The 22336-nt window shown below is 59.9% G+C and carries 18 protein-coding genes, 1 tRNA gene and 2 pseudogenes; 10 read left to right on the top strand and 11 right to left on the bottom strand.

Annotation, left to right across the window (positions count from 1 at the left end; all coding sequences use genetic code 11):
• Positions 1-19: 19 nt before the first annotated feature.
• The 7 genes from rplJ to EJ997_RS00525 form a co-directional block, all read right to left on the bottom strand.
• Positions 20-541 carry a 50S ribosomal protein L10 gene (rplJ, locus tag EJ997_RS00555; RefSeq protein ID WP_126702843.1) on the bottom strand — a complete coding sequence of 174 codons (522 nt, stop codon included), beginning with the start codon at positions 539-541 and terminating at the stop codon, positions 20-22.
• Between the two features lie 251 nt (positions 542-792).
• A complete protein-coding gene (locus EJ997_RS00550) occupies positions 793-2157 on the bottom strand; it encodes a glycosyltransferase family 39 protein (RefSeq protein ID WP_126702842.1) in 1365 nt (454 codons plus the stop codon).
• A gap of 2 nt (positions 2158-2159) precedes the next feature.
• Positions 2160-2870, bottom strand: coding sequence for a 50S ribosomal protein L1 (gene rplA, locus EJ997_RS00545; protein ID WP_126702841.1), 711 nt, complete (start codon positions 2868-2870; stop codon positions 2160-2162).
• Between the two features lie 92 nt (positions 2871-2962).
• Positions 2963-3391 (bottom strand): 50S ribosomal protein L11, encoded by a 429-nt coding sequence (rplK, locus tag EJ997_RS00540; RefSeq protein ID WP_126702840.1) that lies wholly within the window; start codon positions 3389-3391, stop codon positions 2963-2965.
• A gap of 64 nt (positions 3392-3455) precedes the next feature.
• Positions 3456-4229, bottom strand: a complete 774-nt coding sequence (gene nusG, locus EJ997_RS00535) for a transcription termination/antitermination protein NusG (RefSeq protein WP_228201524.1) — start codon at positions 4227-4229, stop codon at positions 3456-3458.
• Between the two features lie 14 nt (positions 4230-4243).
• On the bottom strand, positions 4244-4495 hold the full coding sequence (gene secE, locus EJ997_RS00530) for a preprotein translocase subunit SecE (protein ID WP_164719658.1): 252 nt from the start codon (positions 4493-4495) through the stop codon (positions 4244-4246).
• 56 nt (positions 4496-4551) lie between these two features.
• Positions 4552-4627: transfer RNA gene (locus tag EJ997_RS00525), tRNA-Trp, on the bottom strand.
• Between the two features lie 480 nt (positions 4628-5107).
• Here EJ997_RS00525 and EJ997_RS00520 point away from each other — a divergent pair.
• The 4 genes and pseudogenes from EJ997_RS00520 to EJ997_RS00505 all read left to right on the top strand — a co-directional run bounded on the left by EJ997_RS00520 (position 5108) and on the right by EJ997_RS00505 (position 10833).
• Positions 5108-6318: pseudogene (locus tag EJ997_RS00520) on the top strand (pyridoxal phosphate-dependent aminotransferase).
• Between the two features lie 281 nt (positions 6319-6599).
• The gene (locus tag EJ997_RS00515) at positions 6600-8021 is read left to right on the top strand and encodes a sensor histidine kinase (RefSeq protein WP_126702838.1); all 1422 of its coding nucleotides are present in this window, start codon (positions 6600-6602) and stop codon (positions 8019-8021) included.
• Entirely contained in the window at positions 8006-8692 is a 687-nt protein-coding gene (locus tag EJ997_RS00510) for a response regulator transcription factor (RefSeq protein WP_126702837.1), read from the top strand. The genes EJ997_RS00515 and EJ997_RS00510 overlap by 16 nt, the downstream gene beginning before the upstream one ends.
• Before the next feature lie 29 nt (positions 8693-8721).
• A complete protein-coding gene (locus EJ997_RS00505) occupies positions 8722-10833 on the top strand; it encodes an acyltransferase family protein (RefSeq protein WP_126702836.1) in 2112 nt (703 codons plus the stop codon).
• 128 nt (positions 10834-10961) lie between these two features.
• Here EJ997_RS00505 and EJ997_RS00500 read toward each other — a convergent pair whose 3' ends face one another.
• Positions 10962-12245 (bottom strand): phosphotransferase, encoded by a 1284-nt coding sequence (locus tag EJ997_RS00500; protein WP_126702835.1) that lies wholly within the window; start codon positions 12243-12245, stop codon positions 10962-10964.
• A gap of 81 nt (positions 12246-12326) precedes the next feature.
• Here EJ997_RS00500 and EJ997_RS00495 point away from each other — a divergent pair, with 81 nt between their 5' ends.
• From EJ997_RS00495 to EJ997_RS00485, 4 genes and pseudogenes are all read left to right on the top strand, one after another.
• Positions 12327-13367 (top strand): adenosine deaminase, encoded by a 1041-nt coding sequence (locus EJ997_RS00495; protein WP_126702834.1) that lies wholly within the window; start codon positions 12327-12329, stop codon positions 13365-13367.
• 399 nt (positions 13368-13766) lie between these two features.
• Positions 13767-14792 (top strand): annotated as a pseudogene (locus tag EJ997_RS13325) (NADH:flavin oxidoreductase); the annotation flags it as partial.
• Complete coding sequence (locus EJ997_RS13320) at positions 14775-15707, top strand: FAD-dependent oxidoreductase (protein WP_265936864.1); 933 nt, start codon at positions 14775-14777, stop codon at positions 15705-15707. The pseudogene EJ997_RS13325 and the gene EJ997_RS13320, both read left to right, overlap by 18 nt.
• 196 nt (positions 15708-15903) lie before the next feature.
• Positions 15904-16449 carry a Na+/H+ antiporter NhaC family protein gene (locus tag EJ997_RS00485; protein ID WP_126702833.1) on the top strand — a complete coding sequence of 182 codons (546 nt, stop codon included), beginning with the start codon at positions 15904-15906 and terminating at the stop codon, positions 16447-16449.
• A 127-nt stretch (positions 16450-16576) separates the two neighbouring features.
• Here the strand turns inward: EJ997_RS00485 and EJ997_RS00480 are convergent, their stop codons facing one another.
• Positions 16577-17128, bottom strand: a complete 552-nt coding sequence (locus tag EJ997_RS00480; RefSeq protein WP_126702832.1) for a TetR/AcrR family transcriptional regulator — start codon at positions 17126-17128, stop codon at positions 16577-16579.
• A gap of 71 nt (positions 17129-17199) precedes the next feature.
• On the opposite strand from EJ997_RS00480, the gene EJ997_RS00475 reads away from it, so the two are divergent.
• Positions 17200-18432, top strand: coding sequence for an MFS transporter (locus tag EJ997_RS00475; protein WP_206501719.1), 1233 nt, complete (start codon positions 17200-17202; stop codon positions 18430-18432).
• A 346-nt stretch (positions 18433-18778) separates the two neighbouring features.
• Here EJ997_RS00475 and EJ997_RS00470 read toward each other — a convergent pair whose 3' ends face one another.
• Entirely contained in the window at positions 18779-19897 is a 1119-nt protein-coding gene (locus EJ997_RS00470; RefSeq protein WP_126702831.1) for a UDP-N-acetylmuramate dehydrogenase, read from the bottom strand.
• Positions 19898-20065: 168 nt separating this feature from the next.
• On the opposite strand from EJ997_RS00470, the gene EJ997_RS00465 reads away from it, so the two are divergent.
• Complete coding sequence (locus tag EJ997_RS00465; RefSeq protein ID WP_126702830.1) at positions 20066-20953, top strand: macrolide 2'-phosphotransferase; 888 nt, start codon at positions 20066-20068, stop codon at positions 20951-20953.
• 413 nt (positions 20954-21366) lie between these two features.
• Here EJ997_RS00465 and EJ997_RS00460 read toward each other — a convergent pair whose 3' ends face one another.
• On the bottom strand, positions 21367-22242 hold the full coding sequence (locus EJ997_RS00460; protein ID WP_126702829.1) for a phosphotransferase family protein: 876 nt from the start codon (positions 22240-22242) through the stop codon (positions 21367-21369).
• Between the last annotated feature and the right edge of the window lie 94 nt (positions 22243-22336).

Genomic DNA, 22336 nt, shown 5'->3' with positions numbered 1-22336 from the left:
TTGTGTTTATGCCGCCAACTTAGGCAGCGGATTCCTGCTTCTCGCGCAGGGCATCGACGGTGCGCACGGTCTTGGTGACCGGCGCCTGGAGAACGTAAGCAGCCTTGAACAGCGATGCCTTGAGGGCACCTGCAGCCTTGGCGAGCAGTACTTCGCGCGACTCGAGGTTCGCAAGCTTGGCGACATCCTCTGCGGGGATGATTGCCCCTTCGAGAACACCGTTCTTGATAACAAGCTTTTCGTTGTCCTTAGCGAAGTCACGAAGCGCCTTAGCAACGACAGAGATGTCGCCCTTGACGAAGGCAATAGCGGTGGGACCAACGAGTTCTTCGTCGAGGCCCTCAACGCCGGCTTCCTTCGCGGCAATCTTCGTGAGCGTGTTCTTCGCGACCTTGTACTCGGCGTTGTCGCCCATTGCGCGCCGAAGGTCCTTCAGCTGCTCAACGGTCAGACCGCGGTACTCGGTCAGGAGCGCACCGCTCGACTCACGGAACAGGTCCGCAAGTTCAGCGATTGCTTCGCTCTTATCCGGCCTTGCCATAGGGCCTCCTTCCACTTGTGCCGCCTGGCCACAATTCATAAAAAATGCCCCGTGCAGGCGGCACGGGGCATGAAAGCTCTATACTCACCTGCGCTGGCTTCTTTACGAATTTCACCCCGTCTGGCTCACGGGTGACCGGCGGTCTTCGGCACATACCAGATTACGAGATCAGGCCCAATCTGCCAAGCGGATGGACCGAAGTGTGCGCGAGGACTCAGCCAGCCTTGCCACGGGTCCGATTTGATGTCGAATTATGGCAGAAGTGGGGACAGGAGAAGCACTGCATAGCCTGCCATGCCAGCCGCGGGAAGGACCCAGCGTACAGTGTCTTTCTGCTGCGCCAGAGCCGCGATAAAAGCGACGTAGAGGGGCACGGCCGTGATCGCATATCGGCCGGGAACGACGCGGAAGTAGGCGGTCACGGAAGCTATTTCGCGGGCCTGCACGATGAGGCCTGTGAGGATCGGGAGCAGGACGACGAGGATACCCAGGTAGCGGAGCGCTCCTGTGCGCTTCATTGCGCAGTAGATCCCGACCGGAACTGCGATCAGGAAGACCGCAAAGAGCAGCCAGCTCCATCCCTCCAGTAGCCAGGAGTTGAGACTCGGGTCGAGGTACCAGTCGCGGGAGGGTCTCGTGAGCCCCCAGGGGGCTCCCGCACCCACGATCGTGTTGATGACAGCAAGGGTGTCCCCTGCAGTGAACGGATCGGTCGATAACCCGGTGATTGAGGGAACGTAGTCCTCGGGGCGACGCCCATTCTGGAATACGGTCCACGCCACGTACGACAGCATCGTCCCAAGTGCGATGGCAAAGCCGGGCTTGAGAGCGCCGCGCTGATCCTTCTGGAACAGCCCCATAAGAATGGCTAGTCCGCCCACGGCGAGAACCGCAACGACGGACATTGTTCTCGTTAACGATATTCCCGCCGCTATGAGGAACGGCGGTATCCAGCCGTAGTTGCCGTGCTTAACGACTCTCGCCGCGAGCCAGACGGCAGCGGCTCCCGCCATCATGCTCACCGCGTCGTTGTGAACAATCACGGACGACAGTGCGAGTGCTGGCACGCTCATGGCAATGAGCGTGGCTCCGGCACTGTTTCTCTTACCAATGCCCCAGCACCGAATGGCGCCATAAAGTGCGGCTACTCCCACGGCGCCAAACAGTGCGGATGCGAAGCGCGCACCGTCGGTGAAGTCAATGCCCACGGTATCGGCTATCTTGCCGACTCCGGCCGCGAAAGCGAAGTAGAGGGGCGGGTGGAAGGTGTTGTAATTTTCGCCTTCGAGCGGCCAGTCGGTAACGGGACGCTCTGTGACCTCATCGCACGGTGGCGGGGTCTCCCCGCGAATATCTCCATCCATGCCCCGACACGACCACGTCTCAAGGGTGTACGGGCTCAGATCGTCGCCCTGGACGGGCAGTTCACCGATCGAGATTCGGTAGGCGTAGTCAACGTACGTCCATTCACCAATGTTGGACAGGGCGGGGGCCGCTAAGGCGGCCACGGTTGACCAGATAATCGAGAGCAACGCAAGGATTCCGGCGATGCCCCAATCGGGTAAACGCCAGCCCCCGACCTGACGGTCGGGGGCTGACTTTGGTGAACTGACCAAGGTCAGTCCTCTTCGTTCAGTCCACGGGTCTTGGTGGCATCAAGCGGGATGCCTGGGCCCATGGTGGTCGAGACGGTTGCCTTCGAAATGTAGCGGCCCTTCGAGGAGGACGGCTTGAGACGAAGGATCTCCTCCTGAGCTGCTGCGTAGTTGTCGACGAGCTGCTCGGCGGTGAAGGAGGTCTTGCCGACGATGAAGGCGAGGTTGCCGTGCTTGTCGACGCGGAACTCGATGCGGCCACCCTTGATGTCGTTAACAGCCTTCGCTACGTCCATCGTGACCGTGCCGGTCTTCGGGTTGGGCATGAGGCCACGGGGGCCGAGCACGCGGCCGAGGCGGCCGACCTTGCCCATGAGATCCGGGGTTGCGACAGCCGAGTCGAAGTCGGTCCAGCCAGCTGCGACCTTCTCGATAAGCTCGTCGCCGCCGACCTCGTCAGCGCCAGCGTCGATTGCCTGCTGTGCACGCTCGCCGGTGGCGAAAACGATAACGCGAGCAGTCTTACCTGTGCCGTGGGGCAGGTTGACGGTGCCGCGGACCATCTGGTCCGCCTTGCGGGGGTCAACGCCGAGACGGAACATGACCTCGACGGTGGCGTCGAACTTAACGGTCGACGTCTCCTTGGCGAGCTCGAAGGCCTTCTTCGGGTGGTAAACTTCGCCGGCGTGGATCTTCTCCGCCGACCTCTTGTAGTTCTTTGAGCGCTTTGCCATTGCTGCTTTTCTCCTTAGCAGTTGTGGTTAGCGGACCTGCGCAGGCCCTTCCACATTCCGCGGTTGCGGATTTCTAGTTCTGTGGTTGTCGATTACTCGACCGTGATGCCCATGGAGCGGGCGGTGCCTGCGACGATGGCGGATGCTGCCTCAATGTCATTGGCATTAAGGTCGGGCATCTTCATCTCGGCGATTTCGCGCACCTGGTCCTTGGTCAGCTTGCCGACCTTGACGGTGTGCGGGGTGGCCGAAGCCTTCTTGACGCCAGCAGCCTTCTTAATGAGCTCTGCTGCGGGCGGGGTCTTCGTGATGAACGTGAACGAGCGGTCCTCGTACACGGTGATCTCGACAGGGATGACGTTTCCACGCTGGGATTCTGTCGCGGCGTTGTAGGCCTTGCAGAACTCCATGATGTTGACGCCGTGCTGACCGAGAGCCGGACCGATGGGCGGTGCCGGGGTAGCTGCGCCAGCCTGAATCTGGAGCTTGATCAGGCCAGCAACCTTCTTCTTGGGAGGCATGATGATCCTTATTTCTTGAGTGTTGACGGAACCCAATGGCAGAGGGGTCCGCCCTGGTTTCCTTCTAGTCGGCCTTCTTGACCTGACCGAAGGACAGATCGACCGGGGTTTCCTGGCCGACAAGTGTCATGAGCACCGTGAGGCGCTGGTTTGCTGCGTCGACCGCATCGATCGTGGCCGGCATACCGACCCACGGCTCGGTGGTAAGGATGACGTTCTCGCCAACCTCGAACTCGACGGAGACAACGGCGGGCTGGCCCTTCGTGGGCTTGCCCTGAGAGCGGAGCTCCTGAGCAACCTCGGCCTCAACAACCGGGGTAAGCATTTTGATGACCTCGGGCTCGGTGAGAGCGACCGGGTCGCGGCCGTTACCGACAAAGCCGGTGACGCCCTGAGTTTCCTGCACGGTACGCCAGGCCTCGTTGTCCATGTTCATGCGAACAAGGGCATATCCGGGCATGCGGACGCGGGTGACGAGCTTGCGCTCGCCGCGCTTCACCTCGAAGACCTCTTCCATCGGCACCTCGACCTGGAAGATGTACTCCTCCATGTTCATCGACTTGGTGCGGATCTCGAGGTTCTGCTTGACGCGCTTCTCGTAACCGGCGTACGTGTGGAGCACGTACCAGCGGCCGGGAAGGCCCTTAAGGCGCTTACGGATCGCGGCGGGTGAGGTCGGATCCTCGACCGGGGCCTCAGTCTCGTCCGCTTCAGCGGCGGTCTCCTGAGTTTCCTCGACCTGATTCTCCTCAGCAGGAGCGTCCGTGGCAGCGTCTTCCGCCGGGGTCTCGACAGCGTCCGAGATCTCCTCGGAATTCATCGACTCGTCCTGCGACACGATTTCCTACTTTCCTAGCCGAAGATCAAAAATGCTAGCCGTGCAAAGACAACGTCCAGCAGGCCTACAAAAGCCATGATAATGAGCACGAACACGATGACCGTGACGAACAGGGTTCCCAGTTCCTTACGGGTCGGGGTGACGACCTTCTTCATCTCGCCGATGATCTGGCGGAAGAACAGCTTGATGCGCGCCACTAGACCGAGCTTCTTCTCGGATTTGGGCGAGCGCGAGGCGTCTCCGGCCTGGGTTGATGCGTCGCTCACGCGCATGTCCTTCCTTTGTTGGGATAAAGAAAGCGGCTCCGAAGAACCGCCTTCTCTGGCAGGGCAGGAGGGACTCGAACCCACAACCGCCGGTTTTGGAGACCGGTGCGCTACCAATTGCGCCACTGCCCTACGACTGAGAAAGCCTTGTCTATTATGCCCGCCCGAGCGGTTAATAGCCAGTGAACGTTCTCACGCCTTTGCCAACATTAATACCCTGAAGTCTCGAAGTCGAACCGGGTGGCGCCAGGGTGGTGAGCATCACGGGCTACATCCCACTGACATCGTTCGGCCGCACCTTCCTTAGTGATGGAGTACGGCGATCTCGCGATCGACCACAGTATCGCGCATCGTTCGATAACAGTACCCCTGACAGCGCGGGAGCGGAGCTCCTCGTCACGCCGCAGTGGACGCCGCCGGCAGAATTCACCCGGCCCTAGAGGTTCCAGCTATCCCCCAACATGCGTCGATAGCTTCCGACACCCCGGAGCCTGCCGTTCACCACTCTCCGGCGTCGCCTTTCTGGTGGTCATTGTTCCATCCTGGTAGAAAACTGTGTCCATAGAGTAATAAGGCGCAGACATGCGGGGGAAGACGTGAAAAGATTACCGGGTGAGTACAAATACACCTGCGCGCCGCGTATCCGCGCGGCTTGGCGCACTTCAAGAATCTGCAACCCTTGCCGTCGACGCTAAGGCCAAGGCCCTGAAGGCCGCCGGACGCCCGGTTATTGGCTTCGGCGCCGGCGAGCCCGACTTCCCCACGCCCGATCATATTGTCGAGGCCGCTATCACCGCGGCTCGCGACCCGAAGAATCACCGCTACTCCCCGCGAAGGGACAGCCGGCACTTCGCCAGGCGATCGCGGAGAAGACGCGCCGCGATTCCGGTGTTGAGGTTGACCCGAACAACATCATCGTGACGAATGGTGGCAAGCAGGCCGTCTTCGAGTCTTTCGCCGCGCTCCTTGACGAGGGCGACGAGGTTATTCTCCCCGCCCCGTACTGGACCACCTACCCCGAGGCTATCCGTCTAGCCGGTGGCGTTCCCGTTGAGGTGTTCGCCGGAGCCGACCAGGAATACAAGGTCACCGTCGAGCAGCTGGAAGCGGCCCGCACGGAGAAAACGAAGGTTCTGCTGTTCTGCTCGCCTTCGAACCCAACCGGTGCTCTCTATTCAAAGGAGCAGACGAAGGCGATTGGCGAGTGGGCTCTCGAGCACGGCATCTGGATCATTACTGATGAGATCTACGAGCACCTGACTTACGACGGCCTGGAGAACTCGTACATTCTTGCCGAGGTTCCCGAGCTCGCAAATCAGACGCTTGTTCTTAACGGCGTTGCCAAGACATACGCGATGACGGGGTGGCGGGTTGGTTGGATGTACGGCCCTGCCGACATCATTAAGGCCGCCACGAACATGCAGTCTCATATGACCTCGAACGTCGCAAACGTCAGCCAGGCAGCCGCCCTCCAGGCTCTCACCGGCGACCAGGCTTCCGTTGCCGAGTTCCGCGAGGCCTTTGACCGTCGCCGCCAGCTTATCGTTGCCGAGTTGCGCAAGGTCGATGGCTTCGAGGTCCCCACCCCGCAGGGTGCGTTTTACGCTTACCCGTCCGTGGAGAAGGTGCTTGGGCGAGAGATCGCCGGGCGCGTCCCGACCACGTCCTCCGAGCTTGCCGAGATCATCCTCGAAGAGGCCGAGGTCGCTGTTGTTCCCGGTGAGGCCTTCGGTCCCTCCGGCTATCTCCGCCTGTCGTACGCGATGGCGGACGAGGATATTCTCGAGGGCGTCCAGCGCATCCAGAAGCTACTCAACAACTAGTTAAATGAATTCTTCCCGGTCATTTTGTGCCGGCGCGAGATTCGAGAGCGGGCGGCACGTGCCGCCCGCTCTTCGTTACCCGAACTCTTGCTTCCATCAGTCTCGTTCGTTTCCCTGCCCGCAGTCGTTTCTTCCTCCCTCGCTCGGTTATCTGTCGATATTGTGCTTTTTCTCCGCAATATTGGTGTTTCTCATCTATCCCTCATAATTTTCCTTGATAATCAGGGCTAGGGAGAGTTTCTAATCCCGCCCAACATGTTGTCTGAACAGGAAGGGTGTCCATGCGGTTACCGAAGCCCCGCTGGTCGGTGCGCACGCGTATCGTGGCCACCGTTTTCCTTCTGACAACAATGACCCTGACAGTTGTCGGTATTGCCTTTTTCACGGTTCAGCGGAACCAGATCGAGGATCGGATCAATAACCAGCTTCAGATTGCACTCGAAGAGTTCGCAACGGAAGCGGTAGAGGCTTACGAGTCCGATAACTTCAACAACTTAAGCGACCTCTTGCAGGACGTCCTGAGCCACCGGGTGCCCGAGGAATCGGAGGGCATGGTTGGTTACGTCGGGTCTCGGCCCGCGTGGACACAACCTGGTGGGCTCGACATGATCGCCGACGACGAGCTCATGGACACTCTCGATGCTCGCGCTGAAGCGCTCGAGGGGTCACAGGAGGGTGAGGTCCGCACGGTCGCCACGGCAACGTCAACGTACCGCTACGCCCTGATGCCAATCACCCTGGGAGATCTTGGCTCCGGCGCCTATGCCGTTGCCTACGACTTCGATGCGGAACTATCCCAGCTCGTCGACACATTCCAGATCTATCTCATCGCCGCGGTTATCTGTCTCGCCATTCTTCTCGGTGCCTCCTGGCTTATCGCGGGCGAGCTACTGCGCCCCATCAGGGAGCTACGAGAAACAGCTGAGCAGATCAGGGAAACTGACCTGGATGCTCGCATCGAAGTAGACACCAACGATGACCTGGCCGACATGGCCCGCACCTTCAACACGATGCTGGACCGTATCCAAGCCAGCTTCGACTCCCAGATGCGACTATTGGATGATGCTGGGCACGAGCTTCGCACCCCGATCACAATTGTCCGCGGTCATCTTGAGCTCATGGATGCCGACGATCCCGAGGACGTGAGCTCGGTTCGCGATCTTTCGATTCACGAGCTCGACCGCATGCACCGGCTCGCAGATGACCTCGTTATGCTCGCCAAGGCTGAGCGCCCCGACTTTGTTCACACCCATCCGGTGGATGCTGGGCCGTTTATTGATCACGTTTACGAACTGGTTCAGCAAATCAGTCCCGAACATACGTGGCAGCTCGAGTCCCGCATCGAGTCCATTATTGAAATGGACGATCAGCGCATGACGCAGGCAATGGTCCAGCTTGCTGCGAATGCCGTGAAGTTCTCCCCGAAGGGATCGATGATCGGCATTGGAATATCCGTTGGTCGCGAGGCGCGCCTCTGGGTACACGACCGCGGGATCGGCGTCAGTTCTGAGCGCCAGACCAAGATCTTCGAGCGTTTTGGTCGCGCCGATACGACGGTCGAGGGCGCCGGCCTGGGCCTGCCCATCGTTGCCGCAATTGCTCAGTCGCACGGCGGCCGCATCGACCTTGAATCTACCCCCGGGAAGGGATCCACCTTCACCATTGTTATTCCGCACGAGGAGACCCCATGGCCAACATCCTGATCGTTGAAGACGAGGCCGGCATCTCGTCCTTCGTTTCGAAGGGCTTGAAGTCCGCCGGCCACCTGTCCACCGTGGCAAGCACCGGTGAGGACGGTGTCATGCACGGACTATCCGGAGGCTACGATCTCATCATTCTCGATATCGGCCTTCCCGACATTAACGGCTACGAGGTTCTCGAAAGGCTCCGCGGCCAGGGTGTAGCCACTCCCGTTATCATCCTGACCGCTCGGTCCTCCGTTGGTGACACCGTGCAGGGCCTCGAGTCCGGTGCAGACGACTACATGGCGAAGCCATTCCGGTTCGAGGAGCTTCTCGCCCGCGTCCGCCTACGCCTGCGTTCCGAGGCCCCCACCCAGTCAACCACCCAGCTTCAGGTGGGCGAGCTCGTCATGGACCTGCCCAAGCACCAGGTGACTCTGTCTGGCAGAATCATTGACCTGTCATCCCGCGAGTTTTCTCTGCTCGAGGCGTTCATGAATCATCCCGATCAGGTGCTGTCCCGCGAGCAGCTACTCGATCGGGTTTGGGGCTACGATTTCGACCCAAATTCGAACGTCGTTGACGTCTACATTCGCTACCTGCGACGCAAGATCGGCAACGAGTGGATCACGACTGTCCGCAACATGGGGTACCGGCTCAGTGAGCCAGTCAACGAAGGCCGGGGCAGATAGTCACTTGCTCCTTTCGGTACCCTTAATGTGTGCCGAAGAGACCCGCCTCGTCGACCCGTGCATTCTCCGACTCTCGCTCATTCAGGCCGGAGCTGCACGGTGTTAGAGGACTCGCAATCCTCCTTGTCGTCCTCTTCCACATCTTCGGAGCCGGCAAGGTCTCGGGAGGCATCGATGTCTTCCTCGCCATCACCGGTTTCCTTGCCACCCCAAGCCTCCTTCGCCGCACCGGCAAGACGTGGCGCATTGATCTTACAAAGCGTTTCTCCGGCCTGATCCGCCGCCTCTTCATCCCGCTCCTTCCCGTCCTTGTCGCAGTTGGAGTAGCCGGAATCTTCCTCACTCCCCTGTCTGAACAGCCACAGCTCTACGCCGAGTTGCAGGCAAGTATTTTCTTTTACGAGAACTGGGAGCTCATTAATTCTCAGCTGACCTACGATGCTGCGGGGCCGCAAACATCCCCGCTTCAACATATCTGGTCTACCTCTATTCAGGGCCAGTTCCATGTCGCCATGACGTTCCTCGTCATGCTCGTCGCGTTCATCGCAACCAAGGCCGGTCTTACGAAGAAGAGCACCCTCATTGGTGTTCTCCTTATCGTCAGTGCCGCCTCGTTCGGATGGGCGATACACGACACGGCGACCAGCCAGGCCTCCGCGTATTTCTCGACATTCTCCAGGGCCTGGGAACTCACCCTCCCCGGCGTTCTCGGCCTGGTTGTCGGCAACATCAAGCTTGGACCGGTCACCCGCGGAATCATGTCCTGGGTGGGTATTGCCTTGATTGTCTCCTGCGGATTCGTGCTGGATGGTGCGGCCCTCTTCCCCGGGCCCGCTGCCCTGTGGCCCGTCCTCGGCGTCTGCCTCGTTCTCACGGCAGGTAAAACCCGCACCCGCTGGGGCGCCGACAGGATGCTTCGCAAGTGGCCGTTCCAGCGCATTGGGGATATCTCCTATTCGCTGTACCTGTGGCACTGGCCAATCCTTATTTACACCCTGGCAGCAACCGGTCAAGGGCGCGCCGACACGCAGACCGCAGTCTTCGTGCTCGCACTTTCGCTTGTCGCCGGATACCTGGGTAAGAAGTTCTTCGAAGACGGTGCCGCAAACTGGAAGCTGGCCTTCCCTCACCCCGTCCGGTCGCTGGCCACAGGAACAACCGCCGTCGTTTCTTCCTTCATTCTCGCCTCCGGGGCCCTCGCCTTCAGCGAAGAGGAGCTCGAAGCCACCGTCATTGAGTTCGAAGAATCCCTCGTCAACGCCGACTACCCGGGCGCCGGTGCGATGATGGCTCCGGCCTACATGGTCATTGAGGGCCGCACCCCGGCACCGGAGAAAGACATCCTTAAGGTCGATGTGGGGTGGCAGCGCGAAGCTAACCTCGAGTCCCCCTGCATCCAGCGCAAGGACGGCACCGACCCCACCTCCTGCCAACACCCGGTGGCTGACAGCGGGCCGTTGGTGATCATGGCGGGGTCTTCCCACACGGGCCAATGGTCCGCCGCAATCGGCGAGCTAGCCGAGGAGTACGGGTGGGATCTCGAGCTGTACGAAAAGTCCGGTTGCCTGCTGACAACCGACCCGGAGGACAACGAGGCGGGTATCCAGGTGACACCGAGCTGTGTCGAGTGGAATGAAAACGTCATGGCCACAATCGCCCAGCGGCAACCAGATCTTGTCATTACAACGGGAACTACGAGGCTCGGTACCGAGCCCGAGATGACATCGGAGGGCATGGTTCAGGCCGTCGATCGAATCACCGACATGGGGATCCCCGTCTTCCTGTTCCGCGAAAACCCGGAACAGACCGAAGAGTGGTTCTACTGTATTCAAGAAGCCAACGGCGATGCGCACACGGAGTGCGGCCAGGACCGCGATGCCTTCTACAGCGCCACCATAGATGAGCAGGGTTACCCGCTGGACCGTCCCACTATCGACATGTTCGACACATCAGAATACCTGTGTGACAACAGTGAATGCTACGGAACCGTCGGCAACGTCTACGTTCTCCGGGACGAGAACCACCTGTCAGCCACGTTCGTGAACTCGGCCCGCCCCTTTATCGAGGAACAGATGAGGGCTTCTTACCCGGAGCTCTTCAACCTCCCACTGATGAGCTACGCGGACGAGGGAATAAACTAGCCCTCCCCTCGCCGGAGTTTGTGGAACTCGCTCCAACGTCCCATGCGCGGCTGAGCCCCGCTGTGTCGGCTCTTTTGCCGAGCAGGGCTCACGCCCGTGCTTTCCCCGGGAAGCTCTATCTGTCGGGACTATTTGCCGCTGGCCGTCATGCGGTTGCGCCGGGCCAGGTGGCCGTAGCCGCGAGCAAGCCACCGTTCTGCGGCAGCAAGCCTGCCCTCGGCGTCGCTCAACCACTCACGGCCGTCTTCGCGGCGGGCTCCGGCAATCAGAGAAAGGGTTACGCCGGCGCAGCGTGCCATGAGGGCCGTGGGATCAACCTGCTCCTCGCAGCCCTGCGCCCACCGTTCCAGCTCCGCGGGAACATGAGGGTAGGCCTGGGGCGCCAGGTACGGCAGGACGGAGATGTGCCCGAGCAAGCAGCCCAGGTCATCCACCCGATATCCGGGGCCCAGCGAGTCGACATCAATCAGTGCGGAAACGCTGTTGTTTTCAGAATCCATGAGGATGTTTGCTTCGTAGAAGTCGCCGTGGGTGGTGATAACGGGACCCGGGTCGGAGTTGGCCATGAGGTAGTTGACACCGTAGGCCAGCATTTCAATCCTCGTCCGGTACTGCGGGAGGACGGTGATGGCGGCGTTGGCGTAGTGGTCGGCACGCTCGGACCAGGCAGGACGCCTCGTCAAAGTGGCCGCCTGTTCTGGGAGCTTGTCGAGCAGACCAATGAGGTTGCCGAGCACCTTGTCGGTGTTCTCCCCCATGCCCCGGCTCAGCAGATTGGCGAGCGGCTCGCCTTCACCGGAGGAAATAAGAACAAGACCCTCGGGCGTGTCGTGCAGGACCCGGGGTGCCGGGATCCCAGCGTCAACCAGCATCCGGTGCCGTTTTACGAGCGAGTGTGCGTGGGCGGGGCGGACGACCTTCGCGTAGGCCTTCGTCTGGTCCGGGTAGATCACGCGGAGCACGCCGCGGCGGGTCGGCCGGTACGAGAGGAGTTCAAGCTTGACTCGCTGGCCAATCAGGTTGCCCATGGCTCGCGATTCGCAGGCAACCTTGAGGGCAGGGAGTTCCGGGTCGTTGGGGTGGCGCCACACGTGAACAACAATTCCGTCGGGGCCGTCGATGCGGACGAGGATGTCGGAAGGCGGCGGGGACACCTTGCCGGTGGTGGCACAGATGTATTCGTCGGCAACTTTGCCGCCCGGGACGAGAACGTGCGGGTTTCCGGGTCCTTCGATCTGGACCGTGTAGCCTACGGTCACTCCGGCGCCGGGACGGTGGTGGACGGAATGCACCTTCCACGACCGGACGATCCCGGTGTTTGCGAGCGCAGCGCTCAGCATATCGCCGGCATCGTTGCCGGTTAGCAGCTCAACTTCGCGAGCTTCCCGAATGGCCTGATCAGTCATGCTCATGTGGCTATTGTCCCTAACTTTCTTCAGTCGGGCGCGGTGAGGGCGTTTGCGCGGAACCGGTTCCTTTGGCAGATTGAGTCTGTGCGCGACTTGGACAAACTACCGAAGGTGCACCTGCATCTCCACTTTACCGGTTCGATGCGGGTTTCAACGCTACGCGAGATGGCAGAGCAGCAGGGTATCCGACTGCCCGCCAATCTTGTCGATAACGTTGCCCTTTCCGTCCCCGCTGACCAGCGTGGCTGGTTCCGGTTCCAGCGCTCCTACGACGCTGCCCGTAAGGTCGTCTCCAGCGAGGAAGCGATGCGCCGGATTATCCGCGAAGCGGCGGAGGACGATGCGCAAGAAGGCTCACGTCGGCTCGAAATCCAGGTTGATCCGACCTCCTATGCGCCATTCGTTGGCGGGCTCACCCCGGCCCTCGAGATCATTGTGGACGAGGCGCGCACGACGAGTCGTGTCACGGGAGTCGAAGTTGCCGTTATTGTGGCCGCCTCCCGAATGAAACACCCCCTCGACGCACGAACACTTGCGCGCCTCGCAACAACCTTCGCGGGCGACCAGCCCGGCGACGTCATTGGCTTTGGACTATCGAACGACGAGAGGCGCGGCAATACCTCGGAGTGGGCCGGTGCGTTCAACATTGCCCGACGGGGCGGATTGGCAGCTATGCCGCACGGTGGCGAGCTCCTGGGACCCGAGCACTTGCGCGAAGTCGTTGCCCACCTGAAGCCCACGCGAATCGGGCACGGCGTCCGCTCCGCAGAGGACCCGGACCTCCTTGCCCGCATCGTCGACGCCGGAATCGCCCTCGAGGTGTGCCCCGCCTCGAACGTTTCTCTCGGCGTCTACCCCGACGAGAGCGCGGTACCCCTTCAGGTCCTGTTCGAGTCGGGTGCACAGATCGCGCTTGCGGCGGACGACCCGCTCTTGTTCCTTTCCCGGCTCACTGACCAGTACCGAATCGCACGCGATCTGGGTGCCACCGATCGCCAGCTGGCTGACATGGCGATCTCATCCATCAATTCCTCCCTCGCCTCCGAACACTCGAAGTCGAAGTGGCGTGCAGAGGTTAGGGACTGGCTGGCAACTGACGAATACGAACAGGGAAACACGGACTGAGTCGCCCACCATGCCTCACCGTCGCAACACTCGTCCCGTTCTTTGAGTACGGTCTCTCGTTGTCGTGTCCGCGTTTCAGCCCAGCCACCACAGCATTGCAATAGTTGCCAACCATGTGCCGCACCGACGAGTCTTGTTTCCAATAAGGTTCCTTACCCATTCCATACGCAAACGCGGCCTGCCTTCGAGTCTTAGGTCGGTGGTCCTAGGTGCGAACGACGTCCCACAGACGAGCAAAACGGATGGTCTTAGGATGACTCTGCTTCCAGAGAATTTCGCTTATCACAAGGGAATACATCACTTCTGATGACCTAGGCCCCGGAGTCTTGAGTACTGGATTCGCGAAGATTGTCGTGTATTTAATCGTCGATTCAGTCGGATCCGGAACGAGGAGAAAACATGACCTTAACAAAAGAATCATCAGTGCAATACGATATGATTCTTTCACCCATTGAGGTTGGCAACATTACGTTGCCGAATCGCGTGATCCTCGCACCCATGGGTACCGAGATGGGAACTGAGGATGGTCGCTCCACTCCGCGCGAGGCTGCATACTACGGCTCTCGCGCACGCGGTGGAACCGCCCTCGTCCTCACGGGAGTGACCTTTCTGCAGTCCGACCTCGAACCGATCGCTCCGGGCCTTGCCCGCGCCGACACCGATGAACACACAGCCGGCCTCAAGGGCATTGCCGATGCTGTTCACGCCGAGGGTGGTCTCGCAGGTCTTCAGCTGACGGCGGGTCTTGGTCGCAACAACTAGTATTACGACGAGATAGGCATGGAGCCCGTTTCTTCCTCCGACAACACGTACTTCTTCGATCCGTCCCGTAAGTGTCGCGCGCAGACCACGGAAGAGATTGAGATCATCGTCAAGCGCACGGGCGAGGCGGCACGCCGCGCCTGCGAGGCTGGCTTCGACGTCATCGATCTTCACGGCCACACCGGTTATCTCATTGACCAGTTCATGTCTGAGGTTTGGAATCGCAGGACCGACCAGTACGGCGGTTCCCCGGAGAACCGTGCCCGCTTCGCGGTCGAATGCCTCCAGGCGATCAAGGCGAACGCACCGGGCGTCACGACCTCGTTCCGTATCTCCGTCGACCACCATTTCGAGGGTGGCCGCACCTGGGAGGAGACACAACACCTTATTGGCGCACTCGAGGCCGGCGGCCTCGACATGATCCTGTGCGACGACGGCTCGTACGAGGCTATGGACTACGTGTTCCCGCCCTACTACCTGGGTGACGACTGCATGACCTCAGCAGCTGCTCGCGTGAAGTCCATCGCCACGATTCCGGTGGGTGCGTGTAGCAATATTACGCCCGCGAACGGTGAGAATATCCTCGAGCGTGGCGAGGCCGACCTCATTGTGATCGGTCGCGGCCTCATTGCCGATCCCGATCTGGTGAACAAGCTGCGCGAGGGTCGCGCCGACGACATCCGCCCCTGCATCCGCTGCAACCAGCTCTGCACCGGCAATGCCTTCTTCGGCAAGGCCATCGGTTGTGCGGTCAACCCCGAGGTCGGCTACGAAGCGGAACGCATCATCACTCCCACCGACAACCCGAAGAATATCGCGGTCATTGGTGCCGGTCCCGCTGGGCTCGAGTTCGCTCGCGTCGCGGGTCTGCGCGGGCACACCGTCACGGTGTACGACCAGGAGGAACGCGTTGGTGGCGTACTCCTGCCGGCAGCAACACCGGAGTTCAAGCGTGAGCTGTTCAAGATGATCGGTTGGTGGGAACGCCAGATTGCCATGATCGAGAACGTGACGATCGAGCTCAACCACGAGGTTAAGCCGGGCGGGCCGGAATTGGAAGGCTCCGACGTCATTGTGGTCGCCACCGGTTCACACCCGTTCGTTCCGTCCTCGATCGAGGGAGCAGAGAACGGCGTTGACGTTCTTGCCTTCCACAAGGGCGCCGAGATCGGAAAGCGTGTTATCGTCTGCGGCGGCGGTCTGTCCGGTGCTGACGCAGCCCTCGAACTGGCACAGGATGGTCATGAAGTCACGATTGTTGAGATGGCAGACGAGGTTGCTCGAGACATGCTCATGCTCAACCGAACCTCCCTCCTGCGCGTACTCGACCAGCACGACGTCAAGATCCTGACCGGCACGACCGTCAAGGCAATCCGCACCGACGGCATTACCGCCGAAACCGCGGAGGGCACCGTCGAGCTCGACGCCGATACCGTGGTCACCGCCTTTGGCCTCAAGCCGGCCACGGAACTTGGCGGGTCACTCGGCGCCCAGGTCCTGACCGTTGGCGACTGCGTGGCACCCCGCAAGGTTGGTGACGCCGTCAACGACGCCTACGCTCTCGCATTCGAGCTCTAACAAGTTCTACGCTAGAAGAATTCACACAGAATCTGACTCATAGTGCGGTGGCCCTGAACATCGCGGCCACCGCACTAGAGAACTCGTCAGCAGACGGGTCTTCTAGAAACATGTCAATCTCGGAGCCGTTGCGAAGAGCGGCGGCACCGGTGTCCTCAACATCCTTCAGTCCGCCGTCGGTCTCTACCTTACTCTCGTGACCGCTGAGGTCATGAAGGGCACGGGCGTCGGCGCATACCTGGCCGTTGTCATCGAGACCAACAACGTCTCCGTTGCTCGCCTTCCCCTCGGCCTGTTCGTCGTCTCCGTATTTATGTCCTACGCCATGGGTTCCACCCTTGGCACCGTAGTCCTGACAATCCCGATCGACGCAGAAGTCGTCGTCAACATCGATCCCTGGTTCCCCATCCACGTCATCGGCACCGTCTTTGCGGGCTGTGTCTTCGGTGAGCGCACCTCTCCCCTGTCGGATACGACGCTCATGTCCTCGATTGGATCCCAGGTCGACTCATTCGACCACATCGTCACCCAGATGCCGTACGCGGTTATTACGAGCGTCGCCTCGATCCTCGGCTACCTGGTTCTCGGCTTCACCCAGTCGACGCCGGCCGGCCTCATAACAGCGCTCATCACTCTCGCAATCCTTGTTGTCGTTGCAATGCGGTACTACAAGTCCAGGCCGGATGATGGTTCGGACTACGCGAAGGTAGAAACTTTTTCACCGAGTACCGCAAACGCCTGAAAAGTGTGATTCCACAGGATCGAGTGTGAGGGTCCCGATCATCGCGGTTGGCACCCACACTATTGGATACTCACACATACCCGAACCTGCCGAAGGTTCTGAAGAACAACACGGCAGGCCGTAGGGTTTAGGCCGACACCCCCATAACACGGTCAAATGCTCTCTCAACAAATGTCCGGTCCATTCCGCCTTGACCAAGCGCACGGTGGAGTGAGAGCCCCTCAATAAGGGCATCGAGATGGACGGCCGTTTCCTCGTCCACGAACCTGCCGAGAGCTTCCTGCGTCTCAGCCATCCATCCACCAGTTAGCGTCCGGAAGTCAGGTTTACGTGCCGCGAGGGTGTAGAGCTCGAGGGTAAGAACAAGATTGCGATGCGAGTCGAGAAGCACATCGGATACGTAGGAGACATAACGGTCCCGGAGCTGTTCAGCAGACTCAACATCACCCATGAGCTGGCCTAGTTCCGCCGTACGCTCTTCCACGAAAAGCCCGAAGGCTTCTCTTAGCAGATCTTCCATGCCGTCGAAGTAGTAGGTCATGGACCCGAGGGGAACATCTGCAAGGGCCGCAATCTTGCGATGAGACGTTCCAGCAACACCGTACTCAACGATCGAATCCAGGCACGAGTTAACGATTCTCTGCCTGCGCTCGGGATCCCTCGCATGCTTCGTTCTCATTGTCCCTCCGGTTGCCAACCACACAACGGCAACGATTTCCTACAGTCGATTACACCTGTACGATCGTACACGTGCCATTTTCGATGACTGAAATCCGCCGCGCTCGCATCGCGGTTGCCGCCATGTTCTTCACGAACGGCGTTCTGTTCGCGAATATCCTTCCGCGCTACCCGGAGATCAAGGACATGTTCGAGCTGAGTAACTCGGCATACGGATTCACGATCGCTCTTTTCCCGGTGGGAGCGATCGCCGCCGGGCTCGCTTCTGCGACTCTTGTGCGGCGCTTCGGATCCGCTCGTGTGGCAACGACCGGCATGATTCTCACGTCAATCGCACTCGTTCTTGCGGGGTCCTCCCCCAGCGTTGCCCTGTTCGGAATCATGCTTTTCTTGGCGGGTGGGCTCGATGCGATTTCTGATGTTGGGCAAAACGCTCACGCCATGGTTGTCCAGCAGGCCTACGGCAGATCAATCATTAATTCTTTCCATGCGATCTGGTCAATTGGTGCCGTCACCGGTGGCGGCATGTCGGCTCTCGCCATCGCACTGGACCTACCGCTCCCCCTACATTTGGGGATCGTCGCAGTGATCTTCTCAGTCGTCTGTCTCTTTGCTCAGGCGAACTCCCTACCGGGGCGAGATCCTGTCGCCGACGAAGAGCACGTGGCCGATTCGGAGGAAATGAAGGCGAGCATTGGCGTCGCGAAACCGCGTGTGGTGTGGATGTTGGCCGCTCTGGTCCTTATTTCGATTGCCGGCTCCATCATCGAGGAGATCGGTAACTCGTGGGCAGCGCTGTACATGACCGACTTCCTCAACACACCGGAGGCAATCGCGGCCTTCGGATACATTTCGCTTGTCGGCGGTCAGTTCATTGGCCGTATCCTTGGTGACCGTCAGGTCGACTGCTGGGGCAACCGCCGCGTCGCCTTCGTCGGCGGCCTTGTCGGCGCAGTGGGCGCTGGGCTCGCTCTGGCTTTCCCCTCGGTCCCCGGCACCCTCATTGGTTTCGCCGCAGCCGGCTATGGCTGTGCCACGATTGTGCCCTCGGCCTTTGATCGCGCCGATAAGCTTCCAGGACTCCAGGAGGGCACGGGAATCACGATGATCTCGTGGCTCATGAGACTCGGCTTCCTCGGTACTCCGCCCTTGATTGGCTTCATTGCCGACAGCACGAGTATCCGCACCGGCCTCATTCTCCTGCCAATCGCCGGCCTTCTCATTGCCCTGCTTTCGGTGGTCCTCCCCACCAAGGAGAAAGACTCAGCGAAGTCTCCTAAGCCCGCTAACCGTAGCGGCTCATAGTCGCATCCGGACGTCACCGTCTGAGCAGTTCCCAGTTGTCTCACCGGGGCAACATCGACCGCGCAACACGACGTTCTCTGACCGCAGGCTTTCCGCTTCAGATGCGAACGTCGCTCCTGCCTGGATCGACGGGACAATTCCACAACAAACACCCCGAGTACGCAGAGGTATGCTCCCCACGTCCTGAGCTGACAATTCAGCTTGGCGCGGGGAGCATGCCTTAACTCTTAGCGCATTCGGTTATCCGGACTCTGAGCCCGAATGATGTATTAGTCTTTCGCCCGCGCCATCATGTTTCGACCAGGTAGTCCCAACAGTAGGGTTTGTTGCTGGCAGGCGGGTCTCGTTACAGGGTCTGCCCGAGGATAAAGGGCTCGTTGACGAGGGTGATGCCGTAAGCGTCCTCCACCCGCGAGCGCACTTCCCGTGCCACGGTCAGAATGTCATCGGTTGTGGCACCTCCCCTGTTGGTGAGGGCGAGGGTGTGTTTGGTGGACAGGGAGGCTCTGCCTTCTGTCAGGTCGGCACCGAATCCCTTCTTGCAGCCGGCGTTGTCGATAAGCCACGCAGCGGAGGTCTTGAACTGGCTCCCGTACGGGTACTTCGGGGCGTTTACGGGGATGAGCGCTTCGTCAATGATGGGGTTGGTGAAGAACGAGCCGAGAGAGTAGGTGTCGCGGTCAGCATCGTCAAGGACCATGCCCTTGGACCTGCGGAGGTCAAGAACTGCTTCTCGTAGATCTATCGTGGGTACTCGCTCGCCTACTTCAACGCCTAGAGCATTGGCGAGCTGCTGGTAGGCGATCGGGGTTGAGCGGGTTGCGAGCCCCAGCTGATACGTCACCGACAGGACCACCCACCGTCCCGTTGCACCCCATTCGGCAGTGGACTTCTTGAGGTACGAATTGCGGTAGGACAGCCCCAGTTCAATGGGAGCAAGGTCGGTACGCTTCTTCTTCTCGCGGTCGTAGACGCGCACGGAGTAGAGCGTTTCGGAGACTTCCTGACCGTAGGCACCAACGTTTTGAACGGGAGTGGCACCGAGAGAGCCGGGGATTCCGGAGAGGGCTTCGATGCCATTCCAGCCCTGGGAGATCGCGACCTTGACGAACTCGTCCCAGGGGGTTCCCGCGGTTCCCTTAAGGATCGCTCCCCCACATCCAGATACCTGGACCTGCTCGATCTCGTTCCGCATATCGATGACGGTGCGACCAGCAAACCCACTGTCCCCCACGAGTAGGTTGGACCCACCACCGAGAACAAGGACATCGATTCCGTTCTCGTCAGCGTCCCTGACGGCATCGACGATCTCTTCTTCGGTCGTTGCCTTCACGAGTTCCCCCACGGGGCCACCGGTTCCGATGGTGGTCAGTTCGGCGAAGGACGACTCTCCTGTTCTCCTGGTGGAGGGGACAGAAGGTCCGATGTCGACGGGTTCGTTCGGTTCGATGATTGAACAGCTCATGCGATCATCTTAGGCCCGCCGGCTACTCATCGGCAGACGCAGAGTTCACCACTCGTGACTACCCTCGCGAAACTACTTCCCCACTTTTCTCACCGCTCTCGTCTTTGCCTTGCCGATGGTCCTTGGTCTCTTCTTGCTCTTCATCCTCGTTTGCGTCAGGGTTGTGGAATGAATGAGGCGGCCGATCTCCTTGCTCTTGCCCAGAAACACGGGCTGAATATCGACCCTGAGTCGTTGAAGGTCAATGACATGGGGCTCGACTACCGCGTGGTCATTGGGTCTGATTATGGCGGCGAGGAGTGGGTTCTGCGCGTACCACGCAGGGAGGGCCTTGCCGACGGTGCTGCTATCGAAGCAAGAGTTCTTGAGCTCGTCTCCCCACATCTGTCGTTTGCGGTCCCCGATTGGCGGATCCAATCCCCAGAACTGATTGCGTACCCGCTGTTGCCGGGTAAGCCAGGCCTGACACTAGACGAAAACGGGAACCCCGTTTTTCATGTTGACATGGCGTCTGTGGAGTACGCGCGGGACATGGGTGATCTCTTCTACGAACTTCATTCCATCGACACAAGGAGGGCCGCAGAGATCGGAATTCCTGTCCGTAGCCCACGAGATGTGCGGGAGAATTGGCAGCGCACGATCGATAGGGTATCTCAGGAGTTCAGCATCTCGGGATTCCTCATGGATAGGTGGAATGCTTGGTTGGCTGATGATGAGCTGTGGCCGGATTTCTCTGTGCTTACCCACGGCGAGATTTATGCGGCACACACCCTCGTGGAGGGCAATCGAATCACCGCGGTTCTTGACTGGACCACCTCGGAGGTTAGCGATCCCGTTCGGGACTTCTCGCTCTTCCATGCCTCCGCCGCACCCGAAGCTTTTGACGTCATGCTCGATCGATACCGCGAGCACGGCGGCAGCGTCTGGTCGAGGATCAGGGAACACTGTGCGGAGTACATGGCAGCTTCACCGCTGGGATATGCCCTATACGCGATTGAAACGGGAGACCCTCAGCAGCGCGAGATAGCTCAGGCCGGTCTCAGCACGGCCGGCTAGATCATGCACAAGCTTTCTCGGAAGTCTGAGAGCTCGAGTTCCAACCGACCATTTGGACAAAAGTTCTACTCGACTACGCGAGTAGCGTCCCCCACTATTCCTCACACTTGGCTGTTTATCCCCTTTTAACTTGGTATTTACAGCCCGTCTCTCATGCCATCCACCTGGTACGGAGCCTTGCGCCCACCGGAATTCGGGATCTCGTTCCCGTGGTCGTGTAGCACCACGGGCGGTCGAGCAAGTACGAACCAGACACGAGGTAAGTTTGGCAGGGCCCCGTACTTGTCGCCCAACCACCTGAACAGCGGTGGTGTCCCATGTGTTCTCGATGCAATTTTCCGCTACGGCGAAAGTAGATAAGCAAGACTCGGAGCTTAGCCGGGCATCTTCACGGACACTGGTCAAGCTCCCATTCATTTCTCGGAAAAGTCCATGTCTGTAAGTTCCGCGAGCGCAATGCCAATAAACCGCAGGCCGGTCTGTTCAAAGGGTTCGTCTCCAACTTTGTGTGCCCAGCAGGCCGTTGCAACAGCTTCTCTCAGAACATGTTTCCACCACGTGCTTCCCAGACTCTCACGAAGGTCACTGCCGTAGCCCTCAAGGAACGCGTTCATCTCGTCTGGGTGATCGTGCCAGCGCCGGAAATACATGCGGATAAAGTCGTGGTGCGCTGGTCGGTATCCGTAGCGACCAAAGTCAATGACGGCAAGCCTCCCCTCGTGAAGGATCCAGTTTCTGCCGCTGTAGTCTCCATGGTTTGGCACGACAGTCACCGGACTGGTCTCGTAGGCTTCCAGGGCCTCGCGCACCCGCTCGCAATCATCCGGCGGGATCCTGTGCGGCTTGTCCAGCCACTTCACCGCCTTCCGAAACAGATTCCTCTCGAGCGTTTCGTCGGTTTGGCTCTTCAGTCCGTGGAGTACCCCGAGAACAGCACCCGCTTGCCGCAGGACGTTCGGGTCCCTCTCCATCTCCCCCTCATCCACCAGCTCCCCCGGCAGGTACTCCGTAACGAGAATGCGGTGAGAAGGACTTGCGCGGAGCAGTCGCGGGGCAAGGCCCCGCTGCGCAAGGACAGCAATGCCGTCGCGGTGTCCATTGATTTCACGCGCAATATGGTGGTTATCGGGACCGCCCGCTTTCACGATAAGGTCACGGCCCTCGTGGCGGACCCGTACAACGGTCGAATCGACCAGCCCCCACGACAGGTCGGCAACGACCTCCGCCCCGGGGAGCCACTCATCAACAAGGTCCCGCTGCTCCCGATCCATCACCGGCCAGTCACTCATACTCCAACTGTAATGGGAGAAGCAGTGGGGCACTTACCGGGCAATTCTGGACAAGGTAGACACAAAGCGTGGCCGTTATTTTCCCGCCATGGGA

The sequence above is a fragment of the Flaviflexus ciconiae genome (genome assembly GCF_003971195.1).
GTDB classification, from domain to species: domain Bacteria; phylum Actinomycetota; class Actinomycetes; order Actinomycetales; family Actinomycetaceae; genus Flaviflexus; species Flaviflexus ciconiae.
Note: the sequence above shows the minus strand (reverse complement) of the source record. Positions and strands in the feature narration are given on the sequence as shown.